The following is a 12,672-nucleotide window of genomic DNA, read 5'->3' as shown; positions in this document are numbered from 1 at the left end:
CGGCGCTACCGCCCCCGCGCCTTTTCCGCCTGATCCTCCAGCGCCTCCGCGCGCTGGTCGGCTTCCTCGCGCGCTTGGTCGGCCTGGTCCTCCAGCGCGTCCGCCTGCGCCTCGCGCGCCTCGTTGGCGCTCTCCGCCGCGTCGTCGCGCGCCTCGCCCAGCGTCTCGTTGGGGCCGCTCTCGATCGCGTCCTCGCTCGAGACGACGCCGGCCGCGTTGTCGGTGACCTCGCCCCGGTCCTCCTGCGGACCGTCGCATGCCGCCAACCCGAGCAGGCACGCGGTGAAGATCGTGATGCGCTGTTTCACTTGGGCCAACTCCCTGTCGTTCGGGCGATAAACCGAATTGTTGCGCCCGTGTTCCGGATCAGGGGCGCGGCTCCAACTTGATCTCGAACAGCCGGGGCCAGAGCTTGCCGGTGACGAACAGTCGCCGCTCTTGTCCGTCCCAGGCGATGCCGTTCGCGACCGCCTCCGGATCGGCCAGGCCGACCTCGCGCACGATCGCGGACAGGTCGGCAATCGCCGTCACCGCGCCCGTCTTCGCGTCGATCCGCACCAGATAGGGCGTGTGCCACACATTGCCCCAGAGCGCGCCGTCGACCCATTCGAGCTCGTTCAGGTCGCGCAACGGCCGGCCGCGTAAGGTGACGGTGACGCGACGCCGCTCGGCGAAGGTCCGGGGATCAAAGAAGCGGAGCGTCGGGGTACCGTCCGACAGCGCCAGTTCGCCGCCCGCCGCCGCCAGCCCCCAGCCCTCGCCCGGATAACGCGACTCGCCTACGCGCTTCAGCGTGCGCGCGTTCCAGCGGTGCGCGATCCCGTGCTGCCAGGTGAGGCTGATCAGTTCGTTCCTATAGGACGCGAGCCCCTCGCCGAACTGGTCGGGCGGGATGGGCGCGCGGGCGAGCACGCGGCCGTCGGCCAGGCGAACGCGGCGCACCTCCGACTCGCCGGGCCGACCAAGGCTCTCGTAGAGCGCGCCGTCGCGCCAGATCAGCCCCTGCGTGAAGGCGCGTGCATCGTGCGGATGGCGCGCGACGACGCGGGCGTCGAACAAGGGCACGTCGGCGCCATTCGCGCCCGATGCTTGGCCGACCGCGGCGGCCTGCGCCTGGAAACCCGTTCCGACGGCGGACCGCCCGCCCAACCCGTCCCGCACGGCCGCGATCACGCCCGGAATCGAGATCGCGCTCGATAGTGGAACCGTACCGGCGGATGGCAGATCGACGCTTCGCATATCCGGCTCCGTCGCCATCGCCAGCAGCGCCGCCTCAGGCTCCGGCTCGGCCGCAGGCGCGTTCGCCTCCCCGACGCGCGGCCATCCCGCACCGCTGCTCGCCGCCACCGTCGCGAACAGGCTCGCGGTGCAGATCAGCGCGGCGAGCCCGTTCAGCGCTTGGCCAAGCGGGCGGCCGAGAGTGGATAAGTGGCTGGTCACGCGGGGTATCTAAGTGTCGCTGCGTGCAAGCGCCACCGCCGTTGATTGAGATCACGCGGAGGCGCAAAGGACGCGGAGAGGTCACCCGCCGCGTAGCGGCAATATCTTCCGGCCACGCTGGGAAGAAGGCGATGCCGCGGCGTCCCGCACACCCTTTCCGCGCCTCCGCGCGAACTAGAATGATCACGCAAAGACGCGAAGGCGCTAAGAGGGTGGGACCAACCCGTCGGGCAGCGCCCGCTCGAAGAGCAGAGATGAAGCCGCTACGCGGAGGCGCTCCTCGCGCCTTTGCGTCTTCGCGTGAACTCTGTCCTCTTCGATCCGGGCGGACACGAAAAAGCCCGGCCTCCACGAAGAGACCGGGCTTTCAACGTCGATCGGCCGAAGCTTACGAAGCGGGCTGCAGGTTCACCGCCGCGTACTTGCCGCGCCGGTCCACCTCGAGCTCGAACTGCAGGCGGTCGCCCTCGTTCAGCCCTGCCATCCCTGCGCGCTCGACGGCGGAGATGTGCACGAACGCGTCTGGCTGGCCGTCGTCGCGCTGGATGAAGCCGAAGCCCTTCATGGCGTTGAAGAACTTGACGGTGCCCGTCGCCTTTTCGCCGGTAAGCTGGCGCTGCGGGCCGCCGCGGTCGCCGCCGAAACCACCGCTCGCACCACCGCGGGGGCCGCCGAAGCCGCCCTCGCGCGGCTCGCGGGGGGCGCGCTCGGTGACGGGCATGGGCTCGCCCTCGATCTTGAGCTCAGTGGCCGAGATGCGGCCGCCGCGGTCGACGAGCGTGAAGCCGAGCGGCTGTCCCTCGGCCAGCGCCGTCAAGCCCGCCTGCTCGACGGCGGAGATATGAACGAACACGTCCTCGCCGCCGTCGTCGCGCACCACGAAGCCGAAGCCCTTCTGCGCGTTGAAGAACTTGACGACGCCCGTGCCTTCGCCGACGACCTGGGGCGGCATGCCGCGGCCGCCGCCGAAGCCGCCTCCGCCGCCACCACCGAAGCCGCCACCGCCGCCGCCGAAGCCGCCGCGGCCACCACCGCCGCCGCCATAGCCGCCACCGCCGCCGCCGAACCGGTCGCCGCCGCCGAAGCCGCCGCGCCCGCCACCGCCGCCGAAACCACCACCGAAGCCGCCGCTGTCGAAGCCGCCACCGCCTCCGAAATCGTCGCCGCCGCCGAAGCTGTCCCGCTTGTCGCGCCCGCGGCCTCCACGGTTGCCGCGACCACCCTTGTCGTAACTCATAAGCCCTGTTCGTCTTCCCGACTCGCCCTCAAACCTGACCGATCCCCGGCGTCGGACGACGAACGCATGGGTCGAGCACTCAGCAGATACTTTTGCGCACTCGGCCCATGCATAGCCCATTCGTCAAGCCCGCGCGAACAAAATCGTGCCCGGCAAGTTGTGATTCCGACCGGACGTGTCGGAAATGTGGCCCAGGGAGCACAATCAGGATCAATGGAAGGGATATTCGAGCTAATCCAGAGCCCCGCCGCTTGGGCGGCGCTGGTCACGCTGGTGGTCATGGAGGTGGTGCTCGGCATCGACAACCTCCTGTTCATCTCCATCCTCACCAACAAACTGCCGGAGGAGCACCGCAGCCGGGTGCGCCGCATCGGCATCTTCATGGCGCTGGGCCTGAGGCTCCTGCTCCTGTCCATGATCGCCTGGCTCGTCGGGCTGACCGCGACCGTGTTCGATCTCGGCATCACCGGCGGGCCCAACGAGCATGGCGGGGCGACCTTCGAGACCGCCTTCTCCGCGCGAGACCTCATCCTGATCGCGGGTGGGCTGTTCCTGGTGTGGAAGGCGACGCGCGAGATCCACCACAATGTCGAGGGCGACAGCCATGACGGCGACGACCCCAACGGCGTGCCGGGGGTCGCGGGCAAGGCCGCGCTCGGCGTCGGTTCGGCGATCTTCCAGATCATCCTCTTGGACATGGTCTTCTCGCTCGACTCGATCCTGACCGCGGTGGGCATGACGGACGACCTGCCGATCATGGTCGCGGCCGTGCTGATCGCGGTGGGCGCGATGCTCGTCGCGGCCGATCCGCTGGCGAACTTCGTCAACAAGAACCCCTCGGTGGTGATGCTGGCGCTGTCGTTCCTCCTGATGATCGGCCTGGTGCTGATCGCCGACGGCTTCGGGGTGCACGTGCCCAAGGGCTATATCTACGCCGCCATGGCCTTCTCCGCCTTGGTGGAGACGCTCAACATCGTCGCGAGCCGCCGGCGCGCGCGGGCGAAAGCGCGGGCGGCGGCCAGCGCCTAACTCTTCCACCTCCGTCACCCCGGACTTGTTCCGGGGTTCATCATCGTACGGACGATCCGTTCGACGAGTGTACCGGCCGCCGCTCCACTTCCCAAGACGTGGCGCGTGTCGAACCATGGACCCCGGAACAAGTCCGGGGTGACGGAGGCGGGGATCCAAAAGGGAGGGTTTAATCAGCGCTCGATCCGCCCTACTGCCCTCCCGATGACCGTCCACCTGCACGAAGAAGACATCCCTGCCGACCTGTTCCCCCCCGGCGCCGCCATTGCGGTGGACACGGAGACGATGGGCCTCCTCACCCCGCGCGACCGGCTGTGCGTGGTGCAGCTGTCGGACGGCGGCGAGGACGAGCACCTCGTCCGCTTCGCGCCTGGCTCCTCCTACACCGCGCCCAATCTCCGCGCCGTCCTCGCCGACCCCGACCGGCTCAAGCTCTACCATTTCGCGCGCTTCGACCTCGCGGCGGTCCGCCATTATCTCGGCGTGGTCGCCGGCCCCGTCTACTGCACCAAGACCGCGTCGAGGCTGGTCCGCACCTACACCGACCGCCACGGGCTGAAGGAGCTGGTGCGCGAGCTCCTGGGCGTCGAGCTCTCCAAGCAGCAGCAGTCGAGCGACTGGGGCGCCCCCGAGCTCTCCGACGCGCAGCGCGAATACGCCGCATCCGACGTCCGCTACCTCCACCGCCTCAAGGTCGAGCTCGACCGCCGCCTGGAGCGCGAGGGCCGCACCGCGCTCGCCCAGGCCTGCTTCGATTTTCTCCCCCACCGCGCCGAGCTCGACCTGGCGGGCTGGCCTGAGGTCGACATTTTCGCCCATGTCTGAACAGGCCGTCGCCGCCCGCACCGCGCGCCAGCGCATGGCGGCGCCGGGCAGCGCGCATGACAAGCTGATCGGCCTGCTCCGCGTCGGCCTGCCCATGGCGGTGGGCGTGCTCGCCGCCTTTCTCGTCATGGCCCCGCTGACCTCGGCGGGCGACGTGTCGTTCGTGCTCGACAAGAACGAGGTGGAGGTCGCGCGCGAGCGGCTGCGCATCCAGGCGGCGCGCTACCGCGGCCAGGACGCGCGCGGCCGTCCCTTCGTCATCGACGCCGGCTCCGCCGTGCAGCGCTCGTCCGCCGAGCCGGTGGTGCGCATGGAGGATCTCGCCGCGCGCCTGCAGCTGTCGGAGGGACCCGCCACCATCGCCGCCGACCAGGGCGTCTACCGCATGGATACGGAGCAGGTCCGCGTCGACGGCCCCGTCCGCGTCCGCGCCGCCGACGGCTACCGCCTCGACACGACGGACGCCGTCGCGGACCTGCGCACCCGCCGACTGACGAGCACCGGCCGCGTCACGGGCGCCACGTCGCAGGGGACCTTCTCCGCCGATACGATGCGCGCCGACCTGGAGAGCCGCACCGTGCGCCTCCAAGGCAACGCCCGCTTGCGGATCGACCCGTAAAGGACGACATGGACCGCATGCGCCGCCTCGTCCTGCTCGTGCCGCTCCTTCTCGCCTCGGCCGCGGGCGCGCAGCGCCACAATTCGGACGCGCCGATCAACTTCGCCGCGGGCGCGATCGAGCTGCAGGACCGCGCCAACCGCGCCGTGCTGTCGGGCGACGTGCGCGTGCAACAGGCGGACATGACGCTCACCGCCGAGCGCCTCACCGTCGCCTATACGGGCCAGGTGCTCGACGGCTCGCCTCAGGTGTCGCGCCTCGACGCGGCCGGCGGCGTGCTGGTGCGCCGCCCCGAGCAGACCGCGCGCGGGAACTACGCCGTCTACGACCTCAATCGTCGGCTCATCACCATGGTCGGCGACGTGACGCTCACCCAAGGGTCGAACACCGTCAATGGCGGGCGGCTCACGATCAACCTCGACACGGGCCGCGCGGTGATCGACGGTTCGGCGGTGGGCGGATCGAGCGCCGCGGGCGGCGTCCGGCAGCAAGGCGGGCGCGTCACGGGCACCTTCTCGGTCCCCAAGCGCCAGCAATAACGCACCGCTCGTCGCGGATCGTCTTTCCCCGGCCGCGCGCTTGAGGCATGAATCGTGCCAAGGGGAACGACGGTAACGACCTGTTTACCGTCTTTCCCGAAAAGCGAGTGCCTATGGACGCCCTGACCTCCACCGCCCAGCTCGGCCGTCCCGCCCAGATCGCGGACGGGCTCGAGGTCGTCTCGATCGCCAAGTCCTACGACAAGCGCGTGGTCCTGACCGACGTGTCCGTATCGGTGGGCCTGGGCGAGGTGGTCGGCCTGCTCGGCCCCAACGGGGCGGGCAAGACGACCTGCTTCTACTCGGTCATGGGGCTGGTGAAGCCGGACTCGGGCCGCATCATGCTGAACGGCCAGGACATCACCGGCCTGCCCATGTACCGCCGCGCGGTCCTGGGCCTCGGCTACCTGCCGCAGGAGACGTCGATCTTCCGCGGCCTCTCCGTCGAGAAGAACATCCTCTCCGTCCTCGAACTGGCCGAGCCGAACCGCGCCGCGCGCCAGGAACGGCTCGACCGCCTGCTCGACGAGTTCGGGCTCACGCGCCTGCGCGCCAGCCCCGCCATGGCGCTGTCGGGCGGCGAGCGCCGCCGCGCCGAGATCGCCCGCGCGCTCGCCGCCGACCCGTCGATCATCCTCCTCGACGAGCCGTTCGCGGGCATCGACCCTATCTCCATCGCCGACATCCGCGACCTCGTCTGCCAGCTCAAGAAGCGCGGCATCGGCGTGCTCATCACCGACCACAACGTCCGCGAGACGCTGGACATCGTCGACCGCGCCTACATCATCTACGACGGCCGCGTGCTGTTCACCGGGTCCCCGCAGGATCTCGTCGCCGACGCCAACGTCCGCCGCCTCTATCTCGGCGAGAGCTTCGAGTTGTGAGCGCCCTCCGTGCTCCCGCCCTTTGCTCGTCACCCCAGCGAAAGCTGGGGTCGCGTGGTTCGGGCCGGGTGCGCTCTCGGCAAACGATCCCAGCTTTCGCTGGGATGACGAGGTAAGTCAGCGTGTCCCTCGCCCCCCGCCTCGACCTGCGCCAGACGCAGTCGCTGGTGATGACGCCGCAGCTCCAGCAGGCGATCAAGCTGCTGGCGCTCTCCAACCTCGAGATCGAGGTGTTCATCGCCGAGGAGATCGAGCGCAACCCGCTGCTCGAGACGGGCACCGCCGAGCCGTCCGACGCGCCCGACGCCGAACCCGTGCTCATCGCCGAGGAGCGGCCTAGCGCCGACGCGATCCTGTCGGGCGACACCGCCGCCGAGCCGTCGCTCGACCTCGACTACGCCACCGAGTCCCACCAGCAGGACTCGGTCGCCGACGGCGGCTTCGGCCTTGACGGCGGCCTCGGCATGGCGGGCGCCGGCCCGGGCGGCTCGGAGGACGGCCCCGACCTCGACGCATTCGCCGACACCAGCGTCAGCCTCCACGACCACCTGCTGGCCCAGATCGGCCCGCTCGTCTCCGGCGTCGACCTCCTCATCGCGCAGCACCTGATCGACCAGATCGACGAGACGGGCTACTTGACCGTCACCACGCGCGAGATCGCCGACCGGCTGGGCGTGCCCATCGTGCGCGTGCAAGAGGTGCTGCGCGTCGTCCAGTCGCTCGACCCCACGGGCGTCGGCGCGCGCGACCTGGCGGAGTGCCTCGCGCTCCAGGCCAAGGAGGCCGACCGCTACGACCCGTGCATGGCGCGGCTGATCGACAATCTCGACCTCCTCGCCCGCGGCGACCTCACGCGCCTCAAGCGCCTCTGCCAAGTCGACGACGAGGACATGGCGGACATGATCCGCGAACTTCGCGGCTACGATCCCAAGCCCGGCTGCCGCTACGGCGGCGAGCCCGCGCCCGCGGTTGTCCCCGACCTGTTCATCGCCCGCACGAAGACCGGCTGGGCGGTCGAGCTCAACAACGCCACGCTGCCCCGCGTCCTCGTCAACCGCGGCTACTACACCGAGCTCTGCTCGGGCCCGCAGACCAAGGCGTCCAAGCAGTGGCTCACCGACCAGCTCGCCGGCGCCAACTGGCTGGTCAAGGCGCTCGACCAGCGCCAGCGCACCATCATCAAGGTCGCCGCGGAGATCGTGAAGCAGCAGGAGGCGTTCTTCCTCCGCGGCGTCCAGCATCTGCGCCCGCTCACCCTCGCCCGCGTCGCCGAGGCGATCGGCATGCACGAATCGACCGTCAGCCGCGTCACCTCGAACAAGTACCTCTCCTGCGCCCGCGGCACGTTCGAGCTCAAATATTTCTTCACCAGCGGCATCGCGTCGGCGGACGGCGGCGAGGCGGTCTCGGCCGAGGCGGTGAAGCAGGCGATCCGTCAGCTGATCGGGCAAGAGGGCGACAAGATCCTGTCCGACGACACGCTCGTCGAACTTCTCCAGGCCAAGGGCTTCGACATCGCCCGCCGCACCGTCGCCAAGTACCGGGAAGCCATGGGCATCGGCAGCTCGGTCCAGCGCCGCCGCGCCCGCGCGCTCGTCGGCGCGTGAGCGGGCTGATCTAGTATAGAAGACCGTTAGCGAAGTCGTAGCGCCGCCGCGGCTATGCCCGCCCGCATGAACGCCAGCTTCGACATCGGGGTCGACCCGGCCCGCGACCTCGTCCGCATCCGCGTGGGCGGCTTCTTCTCGCCCGACGATCTCGGGGCGTTCATGCCCGAGTTCCGCCGGGCCTATGCCGAGCTGCGCTGCGGCCCCAACGAGCATCTGACGCTGGTCGACGTGCGCGAGCTGGCGATCCAGAGCCAGGGGGCGGTGGCGCAGTTCGCCGCGCTGCTCGCCGATCCGCGCTTCCACGCGCGCCGCCTCGCCTGCATCGCCGCCTGCACGCTCGCGCGCAGCCAGCTCAATCGCGCGCTCGCCGCACGCCGCGACGCCCGCGTCTTCGCGGAGCCGGCGGAAGCGGAAGCCTGGGTGCTCGCCGCCGGCCCGGTCAGCCGCGCCGCTTAGGCCTTTCACAACCCTGTCCCGGTAAGCAGATCCGCATGGACGCCAGCTTCTCCGTCACCGCCGACCCCGCGCGCGACCTGGTGCGCATCACCTTGTCGGGCTTCCTCACCACCGAGTTAACCGCCGACTTCCTGCGCGCGCGGAACGAGGCGCACCGCCAGTTGCGCTGCGGCCCCAACGAGCACGCCACCGTCGCCGACATCCGCGGCCTCGCCATCCAGGCGCAGGACCTGGTCACGCGCTTCCAATCCGTCCTCGCCGACCCCGCCTACCGCTCGCGCCGCCTGGCGATCGTCACCCCCTCCTCGCTCGCCCGCCTCCAGGCCCAGCGCGCCGCCGGCAACCGCGACGCGCGCTTCTTCGGCAGCTTGGAGGAGGCCGAAGCCTGGGCGCTCGAACCCGGCCCGGCCACCCGCGCCGCGGCCTGATCAGTTCGGCGGCGTCGCCCCCGCCTCCGCTACGCTCGGCGCTTGCGGCGGCATCGCGCTGCGGGCCGCGTCGACCGCCTCGTCGTACCAGGCGGACAGGTCGCGCTTCATCTGCGCCAGCGCCTCGGGGTTCAGGTACATCATGTGCCCCGCCGGATAGTAGGTGAAGCGGAGGTTCCGCGCCTGCGCCGGCTCCAGCATCATGTGGTTGAGGTCGTTCTCCGCGCCGAAGAACGGGGTCGCCATGTCGTACCAGCCGTTCATCGACAGCACCTTCAGATATGGGTTGCCCCGCATCGCCGCCGCCAGGTCGATCGCGGTGTTCGGGTTGTTCTGCTGGCCTTGGCTTTGCCCCAACGGCCGGTGCTTCCAATTCCACTCGAACCCCGGCGCGTCGCGCGCGCTGGGACGGTAGAGCAGCTCCGTCTTGTAGCCGAGCGTGCGCGAGATGTGGTCGTTCTGCGCGGCGATGAACGCGCCGGAGATCGCCTCCGACGACACGTCGGTGTCCGGCCGCTCGCCCGCCGCGTCCGCGTCATAGCCGACGTATCGCGAGTCGAGCCGGCCCACGACCTGGCGCGTGCCCCTGAGCAGCTCCTTCTGGAACCGCGGCAGGTCGACGCGCAGGTTGGCGCGCTTGATGAAGTCCGCCGACAGGCCGGTCAGCTCCGCCATGCGCGTCGCGACCTGGTCGCGCTCCGCCTCGCCGATCAGCTGCCCCTTGCCCAGCGCGGCCGCGTAGGGGCCGACCGCAAAGGCGCGCGCCTGCGCCACCGCCTCGTCCACCGTCGCCGGGCGATTGGGCAGCCGGTTGTGGTACCAGGCGGTCGCGGCGTAGCTCGGCAGGTAGTTGACGTGGATCTGGTCGAGCCCCGGCTGGCGATAGCCGTAGTTCATGATCGACGAGAACAGCACCACGCCGTTCAACGCCATGCCCCGGTTCTGCAGCTGATATGCCAGTGCGCCGCCGCGCAGCGTGCCGTAGCTCTCGCCGAACAGGAACTTCGGGCTGTTCCAGCGCGCGTTCTTGGTCACCCAGCGCGTGATCGCCCGCGCGAACGCGTCCACGTCCTCGTCGACCCCGTAAAAGGCGGACGCCTTGGTGTCGCCCAGCGGCCGCGAATAGCCTGCGCCGATCGCGTCCAGGAACACCAAGTCCGACTTGTCGAGCAGCGTGTACGGGTTCACCGCCACCGGATAGGGCGCGGGCCGCACGAACTCCGGGTTGCCCGTCTGGATGCGCACCGGCCCGAACGACCCCATGTGCAGCCACATGGTGGGCGAGCCCGGCCCGCCGTTGAAGAAGAACGTCACCGGCCGCTCCGACGACCCCGCCCGCTGCCCGTCCAACGTATAGCTGGTGTAGAACATCGACGCGGTCGGCTTCCCCTCCACGTCGCGGATCGTCAGCGTGCCCGCGGTCGCCGTGTAGGGCAGCCGCCGCCCGTCCACCGCGACCGATCCCCTGGAGCGCACCTCCTGCTCCTCCACCGGCGCGGTCGCATACCCCGCCTCCACCGCCGCCTTTTGCCGGTCGGCGTTGGACTGGCCTTTGTCTTTCGCCTCCTGCGAGAGGGCAGGCGCGGCGAGAAGCAGAAGGGCGGCGAAATGAAGAAACGGGCGCATCGAACCTCGAGCGTGAAGCGGCATCCCGCACGCTAGCGTCGGCGCATCCCGCCGTCGATCACGTCGACACGAAAAAGCCCCCGTTCTTTCGAACGAGGGCCTCATCGACACCGCACCAAGCTTGTGATCGCCGAAGGTACGGCCGCCTCCGAAGAGGTCTTGAGGCTCGCGAGATTGCTCCCCGAGCAAGCGCTCAATACGTGGTAGGCAGATTCCTATTTGTCAAGCCCAAATGCACAGCGCACCGTTTGCCTGATCAGATCAAACTGCTCGTCCGAGACTCGCAAATTTGTCAGGTACTTACGTTTACCATACTGATCGCGGTCGGTCCTGAACAAGTCTAGACGGTCAAGGCCGACAGTAGTAGTCATATCGGCTTTCACCCACCAAACCCGTTCCGCAAACGGCTCGGGTAAGGGCTGCGCCAGCTCGATTCGGCAGTGATATCTATAGCGTGGGTCCGACTCCGTCCCGCTAAGCGGCACTACCGTGTGCAACCGACCGCGCCCAGGAAGATCGCCGACCAGAACGACCGCCGGACGACGCTTCACCATTTCGGGCGGTTTGAAACCGCCCATGCTGTAGTCGCACAACAAGATGGTTTTCGGTTTGACTGAGTACTGAAGCGGCATCGCGATCCTTGCCGCCGTGATAAGGGCAAGTTGCGGGACCGCAAGCGTCCGTCCTAATCGTCCTCGTCGTCCAGCCCGACCAGGTGCAGCGCCTTGGCCCGGATCTGCCGCGTCATGCACCAGTGGACCAGCGCGTCCTCGCGGCCGTGCGTGACCCACACCTCCTTAGGGGAGACCTCGATCAGCGTGTCGGTGAGCTCGTCCCAGTCGGCATGGTCGGACAGGATGATCGGCAGCTCGACATTCTTCTGCCTGGCCCGCTGGCGCACGCGCATCCAGCCCGACGCCATCGCGCTGATCGGGTCGGGCAGCCGCCGCGTCCAGCGGTCGTTGAGCGCGGACGGCGGACACATGACGACGTGCCCCGCCATCTCCGCCTTGGGCGTGTCGGTCGCGGGGCGGAGCTCGCCCAGCTCGACGCCGTGCTCGCGGTACAGGTCGCACAAGCGCTGCAGCGCGCCGTGGATGTAGATGGGCGCGGCGTGGCCCCTGAGCCTCAGTTCCGCGATCACCCGCTGCGCTTTGCCGAGCGCGTAGGCGCCGACCAGTACGCAGCGGTCGGGATTGGCGTGCAGCCGCTCGAGCAGCTTGTCCATCTCGTCACCCGTGTCGGGGTGGCGGAACACGGGCAGGCCGAACGTCGCCTCCGTCACGAACACGTCGCACGCCACTGGCTGGAACGGCTCGCAGGTCGGGTCGGGCCGGCGCTTGTAGTCGCCCGACACCACCACCGTCTCGCCCGCATGGGAGAGCACGATCTGCGCCGAGCCCAGCACGTGACCGGCGGGCACGAAGCCGACCTCCACCTCGCCGAGCTTCACCGACTCGCCGTACTGGACCGGCTTGCCCGCTTGCGGCCCGTAGCGGCATTCCATGATCGCCAGCGTCTCGGGTGTCGCCCACACCGTCTCGTGCCCGCCGCGCGCGTGGTCGGCGTGGCCGTGCGTCACCAGCGCGCGGGCCTGCGGCGTCGAGGGGTCGATCCAGGCGTCGGCCGGTTTGACGTACAGCCCATGCGGATGGGGTTCGAGCCACTGTCCCAGTCTTGCCATACCGGTCATTACGCTCGGGCGATGATCCGGGTTTCGGGCCAGGTTTCGGGATCGTTGCAGGGCCGCGCACGTTGACGAGTCAAGGAATGGATGGAGCGTGACGATGGACGGGTTGTTGGGAAGCGGCTTGTGGGGCGTGGTGGTGGTGCTCGGTCCGCTGCTCCTGGGTCTGGCGATCTTCTGGGCGCTGCGGCACAACAAACAGTCGAAGCGCGAGTACGAACGGACGGAGGCCGCGACGCGGGCGCTCTACGACGGCGATCCCGTAGACCGCAGGGAGGGCTGACCGCGCTCC

Annotated in this window: 15 protein-coding genes; 9 read left to right on the top strand and 6 right to left on the bottom strand. The window is 69.5% G+C overall.

What is annotated here, in order from left to right; translation table 11 throughout:
- Positions 1–5: 5 nt before the first annotated feature.
- From CKY28_RS07905 to CKY28_RS19265, 3 genes are all read right to left on the bottom strand, one after another.
- Positions 6–308, bottom strand: a complete 303-nt coding sequence (locus CKY28_RS07905; protein ID WP_095997814.1) for a hypothetical protein — start codon at positions 306–308, stop codon at positions 6–8.
- 58 nt (positions 309–366) lie between these two features.
- Entirely contained in the window at positions 367–1,440 is a 1,074-nt protein-coding gene (locus CKY28_RS07900; protein ID WP_245841713.1) for a glutaminyl-peptide cyclotransferase, read from the bottom strand.
- Positions 1,441–1,828: 388 nt separating this feature from the next.
- Positions 1,829–2,677 carry a cold-shock protein gene (locus tag CKY28_RS19265; protein WP_095997813.1) on the bottom strand — a complete coding sequence of 283 codons (849 nt, stop codon included), beginning with the start codon at positions 2,675–2,677 and terminating at the stop codon, positions 1,829–1,831.
- Between the two features lie 213 nt (positions 2,678–2,890).
- On the opposite strand from CKY28_RS19265, the gene CKY28_RS07890 reads away from it, so the two are divergent.
- The 8 genes from CKY28_RS07890 to CKY28_RS07855 all read left to right on the top strand — a co-directional run bounded on the left by CKY28_RS07890 (position 2,891) and on the right by CKY28_RS07855 (position 9,067).
- Positions 2,891–3,706 carry a TerC family protein gene (locus tag CKY28_RS07890; RefSeq protein ID WP_095997812.1) on the top strand — a complete coding sequence of 272 codons (816 nt, stop codon included), beginning with the start codon at positions 2,891–2,893 and terminating at the stop codon, positions 3,704–3,706.
- A gap of 204 nt (positions 3,707–3,910) precedes the next feature.
- Positions 3,911–4,531 carry a ribonuclease D gene (locus CKY28_RS07885; protein WP_095997811.1) on the top strand — a complete coding sequence of 207 codons (621 nt, stop codon included), beginning with the start codon at positions 3,911–3,913 and terminating at the stop codon, positions 4,529–4,531.
- Entirely contained in the window at positions 4,524–5,150 is a 627-nt protein-coding gene (lptC, locus tag CKY28_RS07880; protein WP_095997810.1) for an LPS export ABC transporter periplasmic protein LptC, read from the top strand. Before CKY28_RS07885 ends, lptC begins: the two co-directional genes overlap by 8 nt.
- A gap of 17 nt (positions 5,151–5,167) precedes the next feature.
- Positions 5,168–5,689 (top strand): LptA/OstA family protein, encoded by a 522-nt coding sequence (locus tag CKY28_RS07875; protein WP_095998551.1) that lies wholly within the window; start codon positions 5,168–5,170, stop codon positions 5,687–5,689.
- A gap of 113 nt (positions 5,690–5,802) precedes the next feature.
- On the top strand, positions 5,803–6,573 hold the full coding sequence (lptB, locus tag CKY28_RS07870; RefSeq protein WP_095998550.1) for an LPS export ABC transporter ATP-binding protein: 771 nt from the start codon (positions 5,803–5,805) through the stop codon (positions 6,571–6,573).
- A gap of 122 nt (positions 6,574–6,695) precedes the next feature.
- Positions 6,696–8,180 carry an RNA polymerase factor sigma-54 gene (rpoN, locus tag CKY28_RS07865; protein WP_095997809.1) on the top strand — a complete coding sequence of 495 codons (1,485 nt, stop codon included), beginning with the start codon at positions 6,696–6,698 and terminating at the stop codon, positions 8,178–8,180.
- A gap of 66 nt (positions 8,181–8,246) precedes the next feature.
- Positions 8,247–8,639, top strand: coding sequence for a hypothetical protein (locus CKY28_RS07860; RefSeq protein ID WP_141243880.1), 393 nt, complete (start codon positions 8,247–8,249; stop codon positions 8,637–8,639).
- A gap of 35 nt (positions 8,640–8,674) precedes the next feature.
- Entirely contained in the window at positions 8,675–9,067 is a 393-nt protein-coding gene (locus tag CKY28_RS07855; RefSeq protein ID WP_095997807.1) for an STAS/SEC14 domain-containing protein, read from the top strand.
- Here the strand turns inward: CKY28_RS07855 and CKY28_RS07850 are convergent, their stop codons facing one another.
- The 3 genes from CKY28_RS07850 to CKY28_RS07840 form a co-directional block, all read right to left on the bottom strand.
- A complete protein-coding gene (locus CKY28_RS07850; RefSeq protein WP_095997806.1) occupies positions 9,068–10,693 on the bottom strand; it encodes a S10 family peptidase in 1,626 nt (541 codons plus the stop codon). It lies immediately after the preceding gene.
- Between the two features lie 215 nt (positions 10,694–10,908).
- On the bottom strand, positions 10,909–11,325 hold the full coding sequence (locus CKY28_RS19345) for a type II toxin-antitoxin system PemK/MazF family toxin (protein ID WP_095997805.1): 417 nt from the start codon (positions 11,323–11,325) through the stop codon (positions 10,909–10,911).
- Positions 11,326–11,378: 53 nt separating this feature from the next.
- Positions 11,379–12,377, bottom strand: a complete 999-nt coding sequence (locus CKY28_RS07840) for a ligase-associated DNA damage response exonuclease (protein ID WP_095997804.1) — start codon at positions 12,375–12,377, stop codon at positions 11,379–11,381.
- A gap of 103 nt (positions 12,378–12,480) precedes the next feature.
- Between CKY28_RS07840 and CKY28_RS18215 the strand changes: the two genes are divergently transcribed.
- Positions 12,481–12,663 carry a hypothetical protein gene (locus tag CKY28_RS18215; protein WP_141243879.1) on the top strand — a complete coding sequence of 61 codons (183 nt, stop codon included), beginning with the start codon at positions 12,481–12,483 and terminating at the stop codon, positions 12,661–12,663.
- The last annotated feature ends 9 nt before the right edge of the window (positions 12,664–12,672 follow it).

The organism is Sphingomonas lenta (assembly GCF_002288825.1).
Taxonomy (GTDB): domain Bacteria; phylum Pseudomonadota; class Alphaproteobacteria; order Sphingomonadales; family Sphingomonadaceae; genus Sphingomonas; species Sphingomonas lenta.
This window is presented reverse-complemented; position numbering and strand designations above follow the sequence as displayed.